17 protein-coding genes are annotated in these 20,089 nt (G+C 61.3%); 6 read left to right on the forward strand and 11 right to left on the reverse strand.

Going from position 1 to position 20,089, the window contains the following annotated elements:
• The first annotated feature begins 62 nt into the window (after positions 1-62).
• Together EB235_RS22910 and EB235_RS22915 are read left to right on the forward strand one after the other, a co-directional pair.
• The gene (locus tag EB235_RS22910) at positions 63-968 is read left to right on the forward strand and encodes a caspase family protein (RefSeq protein ID WP_027028794.1); all 906 of its coding nucleotides are present in this window, start codon (positions 63-65) and stop codon (positions 966-968) included.
• Positions 949-3,276 carry a CHAT domain-containing protein gene (locus EB235_RS22915; RefSeq protein WP_027028793.1) on the forward strand — a complete coding sequence of 776 codons (2,328 nt, stop codon included), beginning with the start codon at positions 949-951 and terminating at the stop codon, positions 3,274-3,276. Before EB235_RS22910 ends, EB235_RS22915 begins: the two co-directional genes overlap by 20 nt.
• A gap of 37 nt (positions 3,277-3,313) precedes the next feature.
• Here EB235_RS22915 and EB235_RS22920 read toward each other — a convergent pair whose 3' ends face one another.
• Positions 3,314-4,243 (reverse strand): hypothetical protein, encoded by a 930-nt coding sequence (locus EB235_RS22920; protein WP_027028792.1) that lies wholly within the window; start codon positions 4,241-4,243, stop codon positions 3,314-3,316.
• A gap of 186 nt (positions 4,244-4,429) precedes the next feature.
• On the opposite strand from EB235_RS22920, the gene EB235_RS22925 reads away from it, so the two are divergent.
• Entirely contained in the window at positions 4,430-5,353 is a 924-nt protein-coding gene (locus EB235_RS22925; RefSeq protein WP_155256239.1) for a hypothetical protein, read from the forward strand.
• Positions 5,350-6,555, forward strand: coding sequence for a UDP-galactopyranose mutase (gene glf / locus EB235_RS22930; RefSeq protein WP_051429563.1), 1,206 nt, complete (start codon positions 5,350-5,352; stop codon positions 6,553-6,555). Before EB235_RS22925 ends, glf begins: the two co-directional genes overlap by 4 nt.
• Positions 6,556-6,582: 27 nt before the next feature.
• Here the strand turns inward: glf and EB235_RS22935 are convergent, their stop codons facing one another.
• A complete protein-coding gene (locus tag EB235_RS22935; protein WP_027028790.1) occupies positions 6,583-7,554 on the reverse strand; it encodes an NAD-dependent epimerase/dehydratase family protein in 972 nt (323 codons plus the stop codon).
• Between the two features lie 776 nt (positions 7,555-8,330).
• On the opposite strand from EB235_RS22935, the gene EB235_RS22940 reads away from it, so the two are divergent.
• Entirely contained in the window at positions 8,331-9,104 is a 774-nt protein-coding gene (locus EB235_RS22940; protein ID WP_027028789.1) for an NAD kinase, read from the forward strand.
• Between the two features lie 192 nt (positions 9,105-9,296).
• Positions 9,297-10,886 carry a DEAD/DEAH box helicase gene (locus EB235_RS22945; protein ID WP_027028788.1) on the forward strand — a complete coding sequence of 530 codons (1,590 nt, stop codon included), beginning with the start codon at positions 9,297-9,299 and terminating at the stop codon, positions 10,884-10,886.
• Between the two features lie 73 nt (positions 10,887-10,959).
• On the opposite strand, the gene EB235_RS22950 is transcribed toward EB235_RS22945, so the two are convergent.
• The 9 genes from EB235_RS22950 to EB235_RS22990 form a co-directional block, all read right to left on the reverse strand.
• A complete protein-coding gene (locus EB235_RS22950; RefSeq protein ID WP_027028787.1) occupies positions 10,960-11,565 on the reverse strand; it encodes a hypothetical protein in 606 nt (201 codons plus the stop codon).
• 239 nt (positions 11,566-11,804) lie between these two features.
• Positions 11,805-12,455, reverse strand: coding sequence for an OmpA family protein (locus EB235_RS22955; protein WP_027028786.1), 651 nt, complete (start codon positions 12,453-12,455; stop codon positions 11,805-11,807).
• 149 nt (positions 12,456-12,604) lie between these two features.
• Positions 12,605-12,973 carry a GFA family protein gene (locus EB235_RS22960; protein ID WP_027028785.1) on the reverse strand — a complete coding sequence of 123 codons (369 nt, stop codon included), beginning with the start codon at positions 12,971-12,973 and terminating at the stop codon, positions 12,605-12,607.
• 106 nt (positions 12,974-13,079) lie between these two features.
• A complete protein-coding gene (locus tag EB235_RS22965; protein ID WP_027028784.1) occupies positions 13,080-13,430 on the reverse strand; it encodes a hypothetical protein in 351 nt (116 codons plus the stop codon).
• Positions 13,431-13,556: 126 nt separating this feature from the next.
• Complete coding sequence (locus EB235_RS22970; RefSeq protein WP_027028783.1) at positions 13,557-13,934, reverse strand: hypothetical protein; 378 nt, start codon at positions 13,932-13,934, stop codon at positions 13,557-13,559.
• 201 nt (positions 13,935-14,135) lie between these two features.
• Positions 14,136-14,561: a GFA family protein gene (locus tag EB235_RS22975; protein WP_027028782.1), complete on the reverse strand. Its 426-nt coding sequence runs from the start codon at positions 14,559-14,561 to the stop codon at positions 14,136-14,138.
• Between the two features lie 75 nt (positions 14,562-14,636).
• Positions 14,637-15,768, reverse strand: a protein-coding gene (gene prfB / locus EB235_RS22980; protein WP_155256237.1) for a peptide chain release factor 2 whose coding sequence is annotated in 2 segments (ribosomal slippage) — positions 14,637-15,701 and positions 15,703-15,768 — 1,131 coding nt in all. Because the reading frame shifts where the segments join, the coding sequence is not laid out codon by codon here.
• Positions 15,769-15,895: 127 nt separating this feature from the next.
• Entirely contained in the window at positions 15,896-18,340 is a 2,445-nt protein-coding gene (locus EB235_RS22985) for a penicillin-binding protein 1A (protein ID WP_027028780.1), read from the reverse strand.
• A gap of 214 nt (positions 18,341-18,554) precedes the next feature.
• The gene (locus EB235_RS22990) at positions 18,555-19,817 is read right to left on the reverse strand and encodes an N-acetylmuramoyl-L-alanine amidase (protein WP_027028779.1); all 1,263 of its coding nucleotides are present in this window, start codon (positions 19,815-19,817) and stop codon (positions 18,555-18,557) included.
• Positions 19,818-20,089 lie beyond the last annotated feature (272 nt).

The raw sequence follows: 20,089 nt of genomic DNA on the forward strand, positions 1-20,089 counted from the left end.
ACCGGCGGGGCGGCCGATGCGCTGCCTCCCCAAACGTGCTATGGTTACAGACGAGGCCATTGATGGATTGGGGCAAGCTCTGGCGTAATCGCAGCGGCTTGTGGGCTTGGGTCAGGGTCATGCGCCTTCTTGTGGCGACCGTGCTGCTGATAGCCATGTCGTTCTTTTCCGCCGCGCGCGGCGAAGAGCGGCTCGCCTTGGTTGTGGCCAATCCGGGATATGAGGGCTCGCCGGCGATCGCCAACGCCGAACCTAGCGCCGAACTCGTTGCGACCAGCCTACGGTCACTCGGCTTCACCGTGCGACAAGTCTCTGATGGCGACCGCGCCGATGTCGCGCACGCCATGTATGATTTCGCCAAATCCCTGGCCGACCCGGATGCCGTCGGCATCTTCTACTATGTCGGCCATACGGCTCAGGCCAATGACAGGAACTATCTGCTGACGCGTGGCTCGCGGACAGATTCCAAGGAGGCGATAGACCAGACGGCATTGCCTCTCGACCTGTTCACGAAGGCGCTTGAGGCGACACCGACATTCAAGGTGATTTTGCTGGATAATCTTGACGACGGAGACACCTCCACCCCAGGTGTGACGCGGGGTCTGGCTGCGGTTGGTCCGCTGCCCAACGGCATCGTCGCCTTTTCCGCTCAACCAGGAAGCGTCGCACTGAATGGCGCTGGACCGGTCACGGTGTTCGCCGATGCGCTGGCAGCCGCACTGGCCAGAAGAGGCGTGAGTATCCAAGCCATGATCGCGTCGGTCAGCCAAGGCGTGGCGGACCAGACGCTCGGCGCCCAGCGGCCATGGACAGGCCCGGGCCTGTCGGCAGACTTCGTGCCAACGCCGGACAATTCGATTGCCGCCGAGCCAGCACCGCCGGAGCCGGCTGGCGACGCCACAAGCGGCTGCCCCGGAAGCAGTTGCTCCCGAACCGGCATCGCCACCGATGCAGAGTGGCGCCAATGAGGGCGGCGACAATAGCCCACCGGCCAGCCCCGATTCCGCAAATGACGGTTCGAGCGCCGGAAGCAGTGACTATGGCTCCGGCAATTTCGATGGCGGCAGCCAGGAAGTCCCTCCGGCGGATGTTGCACCGGGCTCCAGCAATCCCGACGCCATGACGGGCAACAGCGCCGATGAGGCAGCCCAATACGAGGAATACAAACGCCAGGAGTTGCAGCGCCAGCAATATGAGGAGCAGGCTCGGCAGCAGTCCGAGGCGCAAAGGAAATATCAGGAAGATGCCGCCAAGTCGTCGGCGGCCGCCCAGAACAATCTCGCCGATACTTATCCGAAGGGCGGCGCAGCCGCCGGTGCGGAGCCTCTTCAGCCGCCCGATGCGCAGTCAAGCACCGAGCCGCCACCGCCGCCTGTCGACCAGGCGGAGATTGCGCCGGGAGGCGGCGATAACGCGCCATTGCCCGCACCAGCTTCGGCTGCAACCGGCGCCGAGAGCCCGCAAGAGGCGGCGGCGCCAGCGGATGTCGAACCACCTCCGCCACCCCTCGATCAGGTGGAAAATGCTCCCGGGGACGCAGGCGGCTCGCCCGCCCCACCTCCGACAACTGTCCCTTCGCCGTCGGGGAATGGGGCTGAAGTCGAAGTAGTCCGCCATCCGACGATCGACGCGCCAGACGAAGTGGTGGCCGGTGAGACGGTGACCGTTTCAATTGCCTTGACCGAAGAGCAGCTCACACCGGAGGTGAAGGTGAAAGCCGCTCCGGGATCGTCGGTGACGGCGGATGGCGCCTTGGCCATGGCAATGCCGGCAGGCACCGATCAATGGCCCATCGACATCGACCTCTTCGCTACGGGCTTTGATCTTGCCGACGGCGGCAAATGGAGCCGGCTGACTACCCTCTATCGTGAAGGTGACAGCGATTTCGTCCGCTTCGACCTCAAGGTACGGCCAATTGCAAAGGACAGCAAACCAAGCCAGTTCATTGCCCGAATCTACAGTGCGGGAAAATTCCTGGGATCGGCGTCGCGGCCCGTTATCGTGCAACGAGCAGCGCCGGTTGAGGCCGCCGCGCCAAGTGCCACGGCCCAAAGGACGGCCGCGCCCGCCATGTTGATGCTCGCCTCCGCTCCGCCCCAGCCGGCGCTGACCGGCAGCGTCCAACTCGATAATGCCGCAGCCGACGAGGTGCCTGACCTCGATGTCACCATCCTCTATGACGATCCAAGCGGATTGGGCCCGGGCCAGATCATCATCCATTCGCCGCATCTGGCTGGACCGGTGACCGATACATTCTCAACACCGCCACAAATGGCGACCTGGCTTGATTCCGAGTATCGCCGCTTGCTGCAACTCGGCCTCGGTCTGCGCAGTGCGGTGTCGCTGCAACAGTCTGCCGCAAGCAGCGACCCCGAAGCGCAAAAGCACTTCGTCACACTGGCCGCCGAAGGTTTCGGCGATGCGCTCTACAAGGATTACGTGCCGCAGGCATTCAAGGATGTGTTCTGGTCGCTGCGCGACAAGGGCAAACTGCATTCGATCCAGATCACCTCGAACAGTCCCACCCTGCCCTGGGAGTTGATCCGCCCGCAAAGCGCCGATGGCGCAACCCGCGATGGTTTCCTCGGCATGAACTACCGGCTGGCGCGCTGGGCACCGCGCAGCACCTCCTCACAGGTCGACAACCCACTGGACCGGATGGCTTTTACCGGCGTTGCAACGGTTGCTCCTTCCTATGTCGACAAGCAGTCACTGCCGTTCCAGGAGGTCGAGATCGACGCGCTAAGCAAGCTCGCCGGCTACCGCCGCTTCGGTGGCGATTTCGTCTCCTTCGAGAAACTGGTCGGCGAGGTGTCGACCGGCTTCATCCATTTTTCGGGTCACGGCGAGGTCAATCAGCCGAGCAGCGGGCGGCCGGTTTTCGCCATTGACCTCGCCGACCAGTCGCTCGACCCCGACACGTGGGGTGCGCTGGTTGCCGCTGCACACGGCAAGGGCAACCCATTCTACTTCTTCAATGCCTGCGACACGGGCAAGTCCCAGATGCTCGGTGGCTTTGTACAGGGATGGGGTCCCGCAGTGCTGGCGGGCGGCGCGTCCGGCTTCATCGGCGGCATGTGGCCTTTGACCGATCGCGCCGCCGCTGCCTTTTCAAGCGATTTTTACGGCGGCATCAGCACCCGGCTCAAGGACGGGCCGGTTTACCTCGCAGAGGTCCTCCAGGGCGTCCGCAAGCGCTTCTACGAAACCGGCGACCCGACCTACCTTGCCTACACTTTCTACGGCAACGCAAACCTTCAGGTGGTGACACAGTAGGCGGCAGCTTACTCCCGACACGGCCGCAATCAGGGCATCAGTCGGAAATGATTGTCGGAAGCGAGATCGCATAGCCCGGTGGCACCGATCCCCTCCGGCGTCTCCTCCACTGCCTCAGCCGCTCTCTCCAACTGACCGGAGGCTTCTCGTAGACCGGGGGAGCCAGGCCGGCGAGCTCATAGTAGCCGTCGAGAATGTTGGTGCGCAGCAATTCGCGCTCCTGGGTGTAGAAGCTGAAATGGGCAATGATCAGGTCGCCAAAAATCTTGCCCGGCCGGTCCAGTTTTGCCGGTAGCGTCGCCGACAGCCACTCTTCCTCATCGCTGCCTGACGGCGGATGGAAACCCTCTCCAAGACCGACAATATCCGATCCGAAGAAACCGATTGCGTTGATCGAGAAGCGCGACAGCCTGATCTCCCGGTCAGGCACGCGAAAGTCATCAAGCCGGTTGGAGCGGACAGCTTCGGTGAACACCGGATGAAGCGCCTGCGGAAAGCTGGGATAGGCCCAGGAGAACTGGCAGGATGCCTGACATGTCAGCGGGCCGTCGACCAGAACCCTGGAGAGTTGCTTGATCAGTGAGTTGCAGATTGCGTTGTTGATGATCAACGGCGCGTACCAGATAGCCGATCCTCTTTCGGCCATGACCCTTGCCATGAATTTTTGAAAAAAGCCGTCCTCGACAAAAACCACGTCATCGTCGAGGCGAAGGTAGAAAGCATCGGGGTCGTCGCAAAAACGGTAGAAGTCGCCGATGACATTGACCCCGCCATCGGCATGCGGGAGTTTTTTTATCCGGCAACGTGGATCGGAGGCGGCCAGTCGTTGCAGGTAGGCTCGATCGGCCTCGTTGCGGCAGTTGTCCCACAGGTGCCATTCGTACACCTCAGCACTTTTAAGGACATGGTGGCTGAGCAGGCGAAGATATTTCTCGCGGCCGGCCGGGGTCACAACAATCAATTTCATAACGTCCCGTCCCGAAATGGTTGCGTGTCTTGGTCAGCGTGGCAGCAGTGACCCGACGTGTCGCGACTCCAGGTTCGCGTTGTATTGCAAATCGCAGCGCCGGACATCCGCTGACAATGCCAGATGAACAATTTGCTCTCATCCGTGGCTCTTCGCATTCATCCGGCTTTGGTGTAGGGGCTCGCCATGACTGCCATGGACCAAGATATTAGTGGCGAAAGCAGAACTTTGACGGGGGCCAGCCGCAATCTCGTTATCGTCAGGGCCGGCGACAGCTCTCTCCACCGCGGATGGGGTGCGGGCGATCCAGGATGCGCGTTTGATCTGATCGTCAGTTACTACGGCTCCGCCCCGTCGGCGTTTCGGCAGCCCCATGAAAACAGGGTCGACTACGTCGGAGGCAAGTGGGATGGCCTTCACGCCCTGCTCGTTCAGAAGCCGGAACTCCTTGATCGCTACCAGTATATCTGGTTTCCGGATGATGACCTGGAAGCAGACAGGACGACGATCGAGGCGATGTTCGCCAACATGAGACGGCTCGACCTCCACATTGCCCAGCCGGCGCTGACGCCCGACAGCTATTATAGCCATCTGCCGTTTTTGCGCTCCAAAAGTTTCGAGTTTCGTCTGATTGACAAGGTCGAGATCATGGCCCCGTGCATGAGATCGGACGTGGCAGGCAAGATGCTACCTTTATTCAAGGGATCCATGAGTGGGTTCGGTCTCGATCATCTGTGGACCAGACTTGCCGAGCAGAATCTCGGAAAATCGGCTGTCTTCGACGCCTTGACCGTCCGCCACACGCGGCCAGTTGGAATTCATCTGGCGGCAACAATACTCAAGTCCGGCCGGTCGGCCGAGGCGGAATACCGCCAGTTGGCGATGCGATATGGCTTCGGCGAGTTCTTTCCGCTGTCTTATGGCGCCGTCGACCACGCAGGCAGACGCTGGCGATCGCGATCCATGATCGGCCTGCGCATGATGGCCGACTATTTTGTCGAGCGAAAGGATTTCCGGCGGGCGTTTCGGCCGAAAAAGCTGTTGTGGCGCTTTCTGCGCAGGCAATGCGCCGAACCGATCGACCTGTCGCAGATAGTACTCGACGCATGAGGACGACAGCGCCGCGAATAGACAAGGCTTTCATCGGGGAAGCCGACATCCTCATAGTCGGCGCGGGTTTTTATGGCGCAACGCTTGCCGAGCGAATCGCCACAAAACTCGGCCGGCGCGTGCTGGTGATCGACCGGCGCCGGCATATCGGCGGCAATGCCTATACCGAACGAGATCCCGCCACCGGCGTCGAGGTTCATCGCTATGGACCGCACCTTTTCCACACATCCAACGAGGACGTCTGGAACTACCTGCGGGGCTTCACCGATTTCACGGCCTATCGCCATCGTGCGTTCTCGACCTATCGCGACAAGGTCTATCCGATGCCGATCAACCTCGCCACGATCTGCCAGTTCTTCGGCAAGCGGCTGAGCCCGGACGAGGCACGTGGCATGATTGCCGGGCAAGCAGCCGAGCTTGGTGACCGCCAGCCGGCCAATCTCGAGGAGAAGGCGATCTCCCTTGTTGGCCGTCCCCTCTACGAGGCTTTCATCAAGGGCTACACCGCCAAGCAATGGCAAACGGACCCACGCGACCTGCCAGCGCAGATCATCGCCCGCTTGCCGGTCCGCTACACATTCGAGGATGGCTATTTCAACGACCGCTTCCAAGGTCAGCCTGTCGACGGCTATACGGCGATCTTCGAAAAGATGCTCGCGCACGAGATCGTCGAAACACGGCTTGGCGTCGATTTCTTCGATATCAAGCCCTTGCTGCCGAAGGAGCTACCGGTTGTCTACACCGGCCCAATCGACCGCTATTTCGACCGCTCGGAGGGCGAACTCGGCTGGCGAACGATCGATATCGATCTCCAGGTCATGGACACGCCGGACCATCAGGGCACGGCGATCATGAACTATGCCGACGAAGCCGTACCCTACACCCGCATTGTCGAATTCAGGCATTTCAATCCGGAACGCCAGCACAAGAGCGACAAGACCCTCATCGGCCGCGAGTATTCCCGTTTCGCCGGCCGCACCGATGAACCCTATTATCCGATCGACACACGCCGGGATCAGGCGATTTACCGTCGCTATCTCGAACGGGCCGCGGCAGAGCGAAACCTGCATCTCGGAGGACGGCTGGGCACCTATCGGTATCTCGACATGCATCAGGCGATCGGCGCGGCGCTGAAGGCTTTCGAAACCGTGTTCGAACCCTATTTCACCGGCAAGCTTGATTCTCTTTCGCGGTTGCCATGACGGAACGGGCCGCAAGATTTTGAATCCTCAGGCTAATGCCGCCGACTTGCTGCCAGTCACAATCTCCCGCCGGAACCATTCGAAGGTGCGCCGGATCCCGTCCTGATAGCCGATCGTTGCCTCCCATCCGGGAAGAACCTGCCTTGCCAGGGTCAGGTCCGGGCACCGGTTTGTCGGATCCTGCAGGACAGGCGCATGGTGTTCGATGCGGCTGCCCGGAACCAGCGAGCAGACGAATTTCGCGATCTCGAGAACCGAGATTTCGCGGTTGTTGCCAATGTTCAGGGGACCCCGGTGCGAGATGCTGTCGCGCCAGAAGAACCGCTCCAGACCATCGACGATATCGTCGACAAAACCCCAACTGCGCGACTGGGAGCCGTCGCCATAGACGGTGAGGATTCCCGTTGTCAGAGCCTGACTGATAAAATTCGAAACGGCGCGGCCGTCATCGACGCGCGTTCGCGGGCCATAGGTGTTGAACAGCCTGACGACGCGGACATCGAGCCCGCTGACGCGCTGTTCTTCGAACAGCAGCGCCTCGGTGCAGCGCTTGCTCTCGTCATAGGAAGCCCTTGGCCCGGTGCAGTCCACGGACCCCCGGTAGCTTTCTGGTTGCGGCGACACCACGGGATCGCCATAGACTTCCGAGGTCGAGGCAAAGCAGAAGCGACCGCCGGGCTTTAGCAGCGATAGAAGATTGAGCGCGCCGCCTATGTTGGCCCTGATCGTGCGGGCCGGCTCGCGCATGTACCATACAGGCGAAGCCGGTGACGCCAGATGGATGATCTCGTCGAAATGCTGGCCGGCCGTGAAGCTTTCGGCATCGGCGATCTGCAGGTTGAACCGCGGATCCGCGACATGGGCAATGTTGTCGCGCAATCCGGTCCATAGATTGTCGACAACGACCAGTTTTTCCAGATCATTGCGCCGCAGCAGGCGATCGACGAGATGAGAGCCGATGAAGCCGCAGCCACCAGAAACCAACACGCTGCGCCGCATGTGCACTCCCCTCCAGAAACACGGCCGATCAACGCGCCGCAAGGTTGTTTCCCAAGGGTGATGGGAACAGGGTCCTATCCAGATCCGAGACGTCTTCTACCAGTGCTTTCATCGATGTCGCAATTGCAACGATCAAACTTGTGTTGCGCCAGCCGATGTTCGGTTGCCAAGGGATGAACTGCATGCAGCGAACGACCAGGCGGCGGCGGTGCTTGCATGGCCCTTCGGTGAACGTATTTAGCGCTCTACAGCGCCCTTTGCGGGCAAGGCATTCCGATAGCATCGCCGCAGCGTGATGCTGTGGGCAGCGGTCTGATGCTCATCTCTTCCGACTGGCGCACTAGCTCGGCGAAGATCAGCGCGAAGCCGCCCAGCATGACAAAAACGATGATCAGGCGTGTTACCGGCAATATGTCGGCCTCATCTGGCTGGTGCGTGCCCCCCGAACATCAGGATGTTCCCAGGGATCGTGCGCACAGGTCAAAAGTGCCACAGCGCCCATTTGCCGTCCCGAAGGATACGGCGGTACTGCGGGCGCCCCCACGCCATTCATGCCGGCTAACATGATCGATCCGGCTTTACGAGAGTTTAAGCTCCGTCTTAACCATCACATTCGTTCGTGCCCTGTCATGAAAAGCGATCTGCCTGCCCGGGCGTCGCTGTCGCCGCTTTGCCGGCTCGCACAACGGCTCTCTTTGCAGACCCGCCCGCCCCATGCTACCCCGACGCTGGCGCGGCCGGACCTGCCACAGCCAATCGGTCGCGATCGGGGAGCCATGAGCACAGCCGCCAACAGCATCGCCTTCGTTTCGTCCGACACAGCAGACGCCAAGGCGGCGCTGGAAAGCCTGTCGGCACGCTACGGCCAATGTCCGGTCGCGGAGGCCGCTGTCGTGGTCGCCCTTGGCGGCGACGGTTTCCTGCTGCAGACCTTGCGCGACACGATGGGAACGGGAAAGAGGGTCTACGGCATGAACCGGGGCACCATCGGATTCCTGATGAACGAGTATCGTTCCGGCGGCCTCACCGAACGCATCGCGGCCGCCGTCGCCGAAACGATCCGCCCGCTGGAGATGCTGGCCGTCACCTCGGAGGGTGAAACGGTTTCGGCGCTGGCCATCAACGAGGTGGCGCTTTGGCGCCAGTCCTACCAGACGGCCAAGATTCGCATCAGCATCGACGAGCAGATAAGGCTCGAAGAGCTGAACTGCGATGGCGTCATGATCGCGACGCCGGCCGGGTCGACCGCCTACAATCTTTCCGCGCATGGGCCGATCCTGCCCCTCGACGCGCCGTTGCTGGCGCTCACACCGGTCAGCCCGTTTCGCCCACGCCGCTGGCGTGGCGCATTGCTCTCCAACAAGGCGACCGTGCGCTTCGATATTCTGGAGCCGGAAAAGCGGCCCGTGAACGCCGCCGCCGACCACACGGAGGTCAAGGCAGTGACGTCGGTAACGGTGCGGGAATCGCCGGCAGCAACGGCGACCTTGCTGTTTGATCCCAATCACTCCTGGAACGAACGCATCCTGGCCGAACAGTTCCGTTACTGAGCCGGCACAAAGACAGGCGGCCGGATTAAGCATCGCGATTAAGGTTACGACTTCACAATCGTGCCAATCCCGCCCGTTTCTGTTGACAAATCGCGGGCTTGCGCCTAATCGCAATGCCAATCTTGCAGGCGCGCGGCGCTTGCCGCGACAAACGCCGTTGCGCTTCCCCGAACCAGCCAAAGACAACAACACTTGTCCTCAGACACCACGATCGCTCAAGAAGCGTTGACCTTTTCAGACCTCGGCCTGTCGCCGAAGGTGCTTTCCGCAGTCACCGATGCCGGCTACACCGTGCCGACGCCGATCCAGGCCGGTGCCATTCCGCACGCCCTGCTCGGCAAGGATATTTTGGGCATCGCCCAGACCGGCACCGGCAAAACGGCTTCCTTTGTGCTGCCAATGCTGACCCGCCTCGAAAAAGGCCGGGCTCGCGCCCGCATGCCGCGCACGCTGATCCTGGAGCCGACGCGCGAGCTCGCCGCACAGGTCGAAGAGAATTTCATCAGATACGGCAAGAACCACAAGCTGAATATCGCACTTTTGATTGGCGGCGTGTCCTTCGATGAACAGGACAAGAAGCTGGAACGCGGCGCCGACGTGCTGATCGCGACCCCTGGCCGCCTGCTCGATCACCGGGAGCGCGGCAAGCTTTTGCTCAACGGCGTCGAGATCCTCGTCATCGACGAGGCCGACCGCATGCTCGACATGGGCTTCATCCCCGATATCGAGCGCATCTGCGAGATGATCCCGTTCACCCGGCAGACGTTGTTCTTCTCGGCGACGATGCCGCCGGAAATCACCAAGCTCACCGAAAAGTTCCTGCATGCGCCGGTGCGCGTCGAGGTTTCCAAGGCTGCGTCGGCCGCTACCAACATCATCCAGCGGCTGGTCAAATCCGGCTCCAAGCCTTGGGACAAGCGCGAGACGCTGCGCAACCTGATCAAGGCCGAAGACGCGGAACTGAAGAACGCCATCATCTTCTGCAACCGCAAGATCGAGGTGTCGGAGCTGTTCCGCTCGCTGCTGAAGCATGATTTCGATGCCGGCGCGCTACATGGCGACATGGACCAGCGCGCCCGCATGCAGATGCTGGCCAATTTCCGGGACGGCAAACTTCGTTATCTCGTTGCTTCGGACGTCGCCGCGCGCGGCCTCGACATCCCCGACGTCAGCCACGTCTTCAACTATGACGTGCCGATCCATGCCGAGGACTATGTCCACCGCATCGGCCGCACCGGCCGCGCCGGGCGCTCGGGCAAGTCCTTCACCATCGCAACAAAGTCCGACACCAAGTACATCGACGCCATCGAACGGCTGATCGGCAACAAGATCGAATGGCATGACGGTGACCTGTCGACCGTGGTCGCCAGCGAAGGTGGTGAAGACGATGCTCCGCGCCGGGGCAAAGGCGCGCCGCGTCGCGCCGGCCGCAAGGACGAGGACCGCAAGGACCGGGGCGAGCGCAAGCGGGGCGGCGAACGTCGCGCGAAGCCTAGCGAAGAGGTTGTCCCGGCAATCGTCCAGCAGGATCAGCAGGCCGATGTGATCGAGGCGCCTGTCGCCGACATGGGCGAACGGCGTGCGCGCAAGGAAGCGATTCGTTCGGAAAACGGCGAGCGCAAGACGTCCGATCGCAACGAGCAGCGCGCACCGGAGCGTGGCGACACCAGGCCGCAGCGCAGCAACGCACGCCCCGCCCGCCATCACCAGGAAGACAACGACACCACCGTCGGCTTCGGCGACGACATGCCGGCCTTCATGCGCATCGTTGCCAAGGTCTGATCTCGGTCCGCTTTGGAAGGCAAGCCAGCGATCCGGCTTGCCTTCGCAGTAAGCTTCAGGCTCGGCTCGGCCGTTACATCGGCCCGGGCATCATCTTGGTCGGTTTCTCCAGCATCGGAAACTCGGCCTTGGTGCATTTCACGTTCGGGTTCGTCGGGCTGAACATGCCGTTCGGATTGTCCCTGAACAGCCAGGCGTGAAGATCGTAGTGGACGAACTCCCTCGGAATGAGCGGATAGTGTCCCTCCATCGGACCCATGAAGGTTTGGCCAAACAGCTTCGGCGGCGCTTTGACGTCCGGCGTCAGCGGCACCAACCATTCCACGCCGACCAACTTCAGGCCTTTCTTGGTCGGCTCGTAGATCAAGACGTTGGGCTTCATCGGGTCGAGTTTCTGGCCGACGCTTGGGACGTTGACGAAATGGATGCCCATGGCGCCTTTCGGGTATTCCATAGAGCCCGCTATCTTTTCTCCGCTGTAATAGACGCAGCCGACGGTCGACAGATAGAGGTCGCGAACGGCAGCGGTGTAGTCTTCATATTTGGTGAGCGATTTTTTCAAAGCATCGATGTCGGCCTTGTTGGCGTCCTCGGCCCAAACCGTAGCGACCCCCAACCATGCGCCTACAACACCGGTCAAAACGAGGACGCCGCAGCGCCCAAGGCCTGTTCTTGTCATGCATTCCTCCCAGACTTTCTGATCTGGCCGTGCAAGACCGAGGCGGAAAAATGCTTATAGCGCGGCCAGTTGTACCGCCTCATCCCCTCTGGAACGGGACGATGCTATTCCTTTCCGTGACTGCCGGAAAGTCGTTAATTAGGACTAGCTAATTCTCTGGCGCCGTAGCCGAAGAGTGTCGATGTCCACAAACAAGAACGGCCCCTTCCGGGGCCGTTTTCGTTTCAGATCGATGCCGCTCAGGTAAGCGGCGAAAGCTGGATCTCGACACGACGGTTCTGCTCGCGGCCGGCGGCCGTCGCATTGGAAGCGATGGGCCGCGTCTTGCCGAAGCCGGTGACGGCGAAGCGGCGCTGATCGACGCCCTGGCCGGACAGATAGTTGGCGACCGCCAATGCGCGGCGCTGCGACAGATCGAAATTGTGCTGCTCGCCGCCGGTCGAATCGGTATGACCGAAGACGTCGACAGTCGTCTGGCGGAACTTCTTCAGCACCAGCGCGACGGAATTCAGCACCGGATAGAAGCCGGGCTTCACCGCATCCTGATCGATATTGAAGGTGATATCCGACGGCATGTTGAGGATGATCTGGTCGCCGCTGCGGGTGACGCTGACGCCAGTGCCTTGGAGCTGCCGGCGCAGTTCAGCCTCGTTCTGGTCCATGGTTGCGCCGATGGCGCCGCCGGCCAATGCACCGATGCCGGCGCCGATCAGCGCGTTGCGACGATCATTGCCACCGGCAAGCAGGCCAAGGCTGGCGCCCGCCAGGGCACCAAGGCCGGCACCCGCGGCCGTGTTCGAAATCTTCTGATCGCCCGTATACGGATCAGTGGTGGTGCAAGCGCTCACGAGCAGAGCCGTCGCCACGACGACGAGCACGGTCTTCTTCATAGATGGTCCCTCTCCAAGTCGCGCCTTTTCGGCGCCAAATCAGCCCTTCCCGCGACTTGTACCATGAATTGCGGCAAAAAGCGGAACGGGAAAGGCGCCTGCAACGGCTTTTCCCGGGGTTGGTTGCGTGACGAACGGCCTTGGCCCGGCTACCAAAGATTCTTGCCGTCAATGACCACCACTTCCACCTTGTCGAGATCGAAATCATCGAACAGCCGCGAATTGACGCTGATCTTGGGATTGTCGAAATCCGGCTCGCCGGTCGACCAGTCCGGCGTCTCGGTGAAGGTGCCGCAGCCGCAGATCGCGCAAAAACCATGCTTTACGGTTTTCGAGCCCCATTGATAGAAGGACACGTTTTTCAGTGGCGTGATCAACTTGAACTGCGACGGGATGTAATAGGCCCAGAGCGAGCCGCGCTTCGAGCAGAACGAACAGGTGCATTGCGTCACTGTCCGCGGCGCCTCAGAAACCTCGAATGCCGTCGCCTTGCAGTGGCAGCTTCCCTTGATGGTCATCAACATCACCTCTCATTGCCCGCCACCCAGGCGGCAAGGCACCATAAAGAGGTGATCCTGACAACTGTCCGTCAGCAGGCTTTGTCCCTCAAACAGCGATTCCGGGTCAGACGGTCCAGGTCCAGTCGATCGGGTAGTTGAAAATCGGGGTAAATGTCACCCCGACCGCCTCCATATCCCTGCGGCCGTCGACGACCATCTCCTTCAGTCGATCCAACTGTGCCGCATGCTCGTCGGTATCCCAGACACTGACTTGCACGATCGAGCCCTTCGGCGAGACGCCTGCATAAAAATGAAGGAGCCCCGGCAGCCGTCTGATGGCCGGGATTATGTACTGCGAGGTCTTCTTGCTCGCCGCGTCGACCTCGGCGAACCGGCTCGGATCGTAGCTGGCGCGCGAGACGCGCACGACAGCGGTTGCCGGTAATGACTCGGCCATGGTGATTCTTTCAGTCATAGGGATCCTGTCTCCTGGCAATTCCGTTACGATCTACCATCCGTTTACGACAACCGAAACGCCAAGACTGTCGTCGCTGCGTTCGGCATCGCAGCCACTGTCTCCTCCTGATTATGAGTCCGGACCTTAATAGGACTGTGGCGGCACGAACAGGCAGATGGTCTTGCCGGCATCGAGCCCGGCCTCGTGCGCGCACCAATGGAACTCGCCGTCGGGCGAATCCTTGATCCGTCTGTCGCTGTAGGCCAGCACCTCGCCGGTGTCCTTGATGACATAGCCTTCGGGGCGTTCGCTGATCGAGGTCTGCGATACCTCGTGGCAATCATAATTGGCGCAGCAGGCGAATGGATAACTCCAGCCTTGCGGCTTGGCCGCGGTTGGCTTGGCGTCATGCGCCAGGGCCGGCGCCGACACGACCGCGATTACACAGGCAGCACATAGCGGCAGGAGAAGCTGGCCAACCGTCTGAACGGCGATGGCCGATCTGGAACTGGCAGCAAACATGGGAACGTTCCTTTCAAACGAGGTTCAAGCGTTTTTGCTTGCCCGTTCCCGGAACGTGTCTTCCCAGTGGCCGGATCGTCAGCAGATATGCCGCGACCGGCCATAAATGCTTTTGTCTCCTCCTCCTTCGATGGTGAGCCGATTTATGAGTCGGCGCAAGGGATGGCAGTCACCACCAAGCCTGCCGGTCGATGGATCGGGCTAGGTAGCGTGTCCTTCAAATTGGGGGAGATCGTCGGTGATTATGAACCACGGCGCCTTGGAGCCGACAAAGATGTGCATTGTCGGTCGGATTGCCGGAGCATCGACGAGCGTTCCCATGGCGACGTGGGCGAACGCACCCTCTTGCACGACCGAATAGAGTAACGATCCGCACAGCTTGCAGTGGGTATCGTGATTGGCGCGCTCGTCGCCAAAGATCATGAGATCGCTGGCGCCGTTGGTGAGGTTGAGCTTGGCGCGTTCGATGCCGGCGAATGGCTTGAAGGCCGAACCGGTCGAACGCCGGCAATTCGAACAATGGCAATTGGCGGCGTAAACGAACTCGTCAGCCACCGCGTATTGAACCGCGCCACACAGGCATTTGCCGGCAAGCTTGCGGCCGGTGGCTGTTTGCCGGTTCGTCATCCGCTGATCCTCTCCGCGAGGCTTGACGGTGCATCGGGATTCAGCCCAAGCCAACCCGCCTGGGCATGACAGTCCTTAGTCCAGATCGGCCACGGCTTCGCCAGCGCCACCCTCGATTCGCTGCGACAGCGAGGCTTCCATGAAATCGTCGAGGTCGCCGTCGAGCACGCTCGACGGGCTGGTGCTTTCAACGCCGGTGCGCAGATCCTTCACCAACTGGTAGGGCTGCAGCACGTAGGAGCGGATCTGGTGGCCCCAGCCAATGTCGCTCTTCGACGCTTCGGTGGCGTTGGCGACGGCCTCGCGCTTTTTCAACTCTTCCTCGTAGAGGCGCGAGCGCAGCATCTCCCAGGCCTTCGCCTTGTTTTTGTGCTGCGAGCGTTCAGCTTGGCAGGCGACCGCAATGCCGGTCGCGATATGGGTGATGCGTACAGCCGAATCGGTGGTGTTGACGTGCTGGCCGCCCGAACCGGACGAGCGATAGGTGTCGATGCGAACATCGGATTCAGAGACGTCGATCTCGATCCTGTCATCGACGACAGGATAGACCCAGATGCTGGAGAAGGACGTATGGCGGCGCGCATTGCTGTCATAAGGCGAAATGCGCACCAGGCGGTGGACGCCCGATTCCGTCTTCAGCCAGCCGTAGGCATTGTGGCCCTTGATCAGCAGCGTGGCGGACTTGATGCCGGCTTCTTCGCCATCGTGTACTTCCAGCACCTCGACCTTGAAGCGGCGGCGTTCGGCCCAGCGCGTATACATGCGCAACAGCATCGAGGCCCAGTCCTGGCTTTCGGTGCCGCCGGCGCCGGCATGAACTTCGAGATAGGTGTCGTTGGCGTCGGCTTCACCCGACAGCAGCGTTTCGACCTGGCGGGCCTTGGCCTCGCCCTGCATCGAGCGGATCGCCGCTTCGGCCTCTGCCACGATACCTTCGTCGCCCTCTTCCTCGCCAAGCTCTATCAGGCCGATATTGTCTTCGAGCGCCTGGGTGAAACCCTTGACCGCCGCGATGCCTTCCTCGAGGCCCTGGCGTTCGCGCATCAGCTTCTGGGCTTCCAGCGGTTCGTTCCAGAGGCTGGCGTCCTCGGCGCGGACATTCAGGTATTCAAGCCGCTTTATGGCCTGATCCCAGTCAAAGATGCCTCCTCAGCAGGGTTATCGCCTGCCTGATCTCGTCGACAATATTCTGCGTTTCCGCGCGCATGGCCTGGTATTTTGTCCTGTTGCTGAAGTGACACTTCGGTCGGCGCGATACATAGGGACGGCGCCGCCATGTGTAAAGCGAAATGGGCCGGCCCCGAGGCCAGCCCAGCGGTCGACATCTGGACCGGTCAGTAGAGGCCGCCGCCGCCATCCTGAATGGCCTGGTTGGCCTGCGGCGACAGCGGACCGCCCGATGCGTTGGAGCCGTCGGCGCCCATGCCGATCACCCAATAGCTGTCGGCGGGACCGGTGCCGGGCTTGAAGGCCTCGATGATGGTGCCCGCATCACCCGACGTGGCACGCATGCCGGTCTTGCGGTTGATGGCGATCAGGTTCATGCCGTCGGGAACCTTGAAGTCGACATTGGGCGTACCGTCCAGCGCTACGCGCATGAAATCCTTGAAGATCGGGGCGGCGAGACCGCCGCCGGTGGCGCCATGGCCAAGGCCGCGCGGCGTGTCGTAGCCCATATAGAGGCCGACCACGAGGTTCGGCGTGTAGCCGATGAACCAGGCGTCCTTCTCGTCGTTGGTGGTGCCGGTCTTGCCGGCGATGTGACGGCCCAGTTCACCGATGGTGGCGCCGGTGCCGCGCTGCACCACGCCTTCCATCATCGATGTGATCTGGTAGGCGGTCATCGGATCGAGCACCTGCTCGGAATTGTCGACCAGTTCCGGCTCCGGCTGATTCTTCCATTCCGGCGCGTTGCAGCCTTCGCAGCCACGCTCATCCTGCTTGAACACGGTCTTGCCGTAGCGGTCCTGGATGCGGTCGATCAGCGATGGTTTGATCGACTTGCCGCCATTGGCCATGATCGAATAGGCCGAAACCATGCGCATGACGGTCGTCTCGCCGGAGCCCAGCGCCATTGGCAGATACGGCGCCAGATGATCGTAGACACCGAAGCGCTCGGCATATTCGACGACCAGCTTCATGCCCATATCGTTGGCAAGCCGCACCGTCATCAGGTTGCGCGACTTTTCGATACCGGAGCGCAGCGTTGCCGGTCCGGCGACCGTGCCGTCATAGTTCTTCGGCGTCCAGGTCGTGTTGCCGCTCTGGATGGTGATCGGCCCGTCCATGATCACCGAGGCCGGCGTATAGCCATTGTCCAGTGCGGCGGAATAGACGATCGGCTTGAACGAGGAACCCGGCTGGCGCATCGCCTGGGTGGCGCGGTTGAATTCCGACTGCGAATAGGAGAAGCCGCCGACCATGGCGAGCACACGGCCTGTATGCGGATCCATGGCGATCAGGCCGCCTTCCACTTCGGGAACCTGGCGCAGGCTGTAGGCATTCTCGGAGCCTTCGTTCTTCTGAACGAAAATGACGTCGCCAGGCTTGAGCACTTCGGCCGGCGACTTGGCCTTGACGGTCTTGCCGTCGACCAGATGGCGCATGGCGAAACCCATGTCGTCCTTGCTGACGGTGCCTTCGACACGTTCCTTGACGATCTCGCCCGACGCCTGGCGCGCGGGCTGCAAGCCGATCGAAAGGCCGGTCGCCGAACTGTCGAGCACGACGGCCAGCGACCATTCGGGAACGTCTTCCAGTCCCTTGACGGCGCCCAGCGGGACGCCCCAGTCGCTCGACACGTCAATCGACGTTACCGGCCCGCGATAGCCGCGCAGCGTGTCGTATTTCATCAAGCCGTTCTGCATCGCCTTGCGGGCGATGAGCTGAACCTTGGGATCAAGGGTGGTGCGAATGGAAAGACCGCCCTCATAGAGCGCATTCTCACCATAGCGGGCGATGATCTGGCGACGAACCTCTTCGGTGAAATACTCGCCCGCGAACAAATACGAGCCGGTGCGGCGTGGGGCGACACCAAGCGGCTCGGCCTTCGCCTTGGCACCCTCTTCCGGGGTCACGTAACCGTTCTCGACCATCTGGCCGATGACCCAGTTTCGCCGCTCGATCGCGCGATCGGCATGCTTGAACGGATTGTAGTTGGCCGGACCTTTCGGCAGCGATGCCAGATACGCGGCCTCGGCCACGGTCAGTTCGTTCACCGACTTGTCGAAATAGGTCAGTGCGGCGCCGGCGACGCCATAGGCATTGAAGCCGAAAAAGATTTCATTGAGGTAGAGCTCAAGGATACGATCCTTGGAATAGGCCTGTTCGATGCGGAACGAAAGAATGGCTTCCTTGACCTTGCGTTCCAGCGAGCGCTCGTTGGTGAGAAGGAAGTTCTTGGCAACCTGTTGGGTGATCGTCGAACCACCCTGCATCGGGCCACCCGAAACATAGGTCAGCACCGCGCGGCCCAAACCCGTTATATCAACACCGGGATGGCTGTAGAAATTCTTGTCCTCGGCGGACAGGAAGGCCGCCTTGACGCGATCCGGTATCGCCTGGATCGGCAGATACAGGCGCCGTTCGCGCGCATACTCCGCCATCAGCGAACCATCCGAGGCATGGATGCGGGTGGTCACCGGCGGCTCGTACTTGGCCAGCACCTCGTAGTCAGGCAGATCCTTTGCTACATGGCCGATGTAAAGCGCAACGCCCGCCGCGACCAGCAGGGCCAGCGTCGTGCCTACGCCGAAGAAATAGCCAATAAGACGAATCATACCCGCTCCAGTCCTTGGTTCGGGAATTTCCTAAACGAAGCCGCCTTCCACGCAAGCTTTCGAGCCGGTCCCAATCCGTAATCGAAAACCCATGTCGCCACCATGTGGACAAAATACGGCAAGGCCTGATTTCGTGACCATGCGCCAGAAATAAAGGCACCGGGTGTTGTCAACGCGCAACGCCGCCCCTGGTTGCAGGCGTCGCCAGCCCATGTCAGCCCCCGGTTGCCGTTCCGACACGGGCCGAAGCGAACAGCGCGACGGCGTTGGTAATGCTTTGTGCGGCCTTGCCGCGCCATTCGGCGTCGAGCAGTTGCGCCTCGTCCTTGGCATTCGAGAGATAACCGAGTTCGACCAGCACCGACGGAACGTCCGGCGCCTTCAGCACCTTGAAGCCGGCCGAACGCTGCGGATTGTTGATCAGGCCGACGCTGGTCGACAGCTGGCCGACCAGAGTGTGCGCAAAACTCATCGAGAAATTGTGGGTCTCGCGGCGGATCAGGTCGATCAGGATGTCGGTGACTTCCTTGTTGTCGTCCTTGATGACCATGCCGGCGAACTGGTCGGAGAGATTTTCGCGGTCGGCAAGCGCCTGCGCCTGCGGATCCGACGCCTTGTCGGAGACCGTATAGACGGTGGCGCCACGGATGCCCTTGACGCTGATTGTGTCGGCATGGATCGAAATCAGCAGATCGGCCTCGTGCTGGCGGGCGATGCGCACCCGGTCGTCCAGGCGCAGATACTCATCGGTGTCGCGGGTCATGAAGACATCGTATTTGCCGATAGCCGTGAGCTTGTCGCGCAGCTCCGTGGCGAAGGCCAGCGTGACATTCTTCTCGATGGTGCCGTTCAAGCCCTCGGCGCCGCCGTCGATGCCGCCATGGCCGGGGTCGATGACAACGGTGAAGCGATGGCCCGGATTGGAGACCGGCCCGGTGCCAACGCGCCCGCCCTTGTCGGTCGAAACCGTCGATCCCGTGGTCAGCGCCTGGTTGGCAAGGGCCACGTCGAACTCGCGCTCGGAGGCGGCCGACATGTCGATGGCAATGCGGTAGCCGGTTCCGTCCTCATTCTTGAGCACATCCAGCTTGTCGACAGCAAATGGCCCCTTGCCGGTAAGGATCAGCCGCGAAACGCCCTCGCCGAGTTCGCCCAGGCGCACGCCCTTGACCAAGCCGCGCGGCTTCAAGTCCTTGGCATCGATGGCCAGCCTCGTATTCGCCAGGTCGATAACCAGACGATTGGGCCCGCGCAGCAGGAACCATTTGATGTCCGGCTCGCGATCGAAATCCAGGACGATGCGCATCTTGGTGGCATCGCCCGCCATCTTGTAGTCTTTTGCCACCAGCGGCGCGTCGGCGGCGTTGGCAACAGGGGAAAAGGCCTGGGAAATCGCCACCAGCAGCAGAAGGCAGAAAGCGCCAAGAATCCGGCCGCCAACACGACATCCCTTGTCTGTGAAGTCTGCCAGTCCCATTTCTCTTCCAGTCGCTCCGGTTTGGCGCCAGGCGCCCGCTCGTTTCGTCGAAGTGCCGGTTAGGCCGCGAACTCGATTAACGATTGGTATCCAGAGAAGGTTAACCAAGCCTTTTCACAGGGATCAGAACCCAGACTTACGCTGCGGAACTGCTTTTTGCCGGCATCGGAAATCGGGGTTGCCTTCCAACCCGCCAAATCATAAAAGCGATAGTGGATCACTGCAATCCTGGAACCGCCCTCCTCCGCAGCTTCCTGCTACAGGGTCAGATG

This window comes from Mesorhizobium loti R88b (assembly GCF_013170845.1).
GTDB classification, from domain to species: Bacteria; Pseudomonadota; Alphaproteobacteria; order Rhizobiales; family Rhizobiaceae; genus Mesorhizobium; species Mesorhizobium loti_B.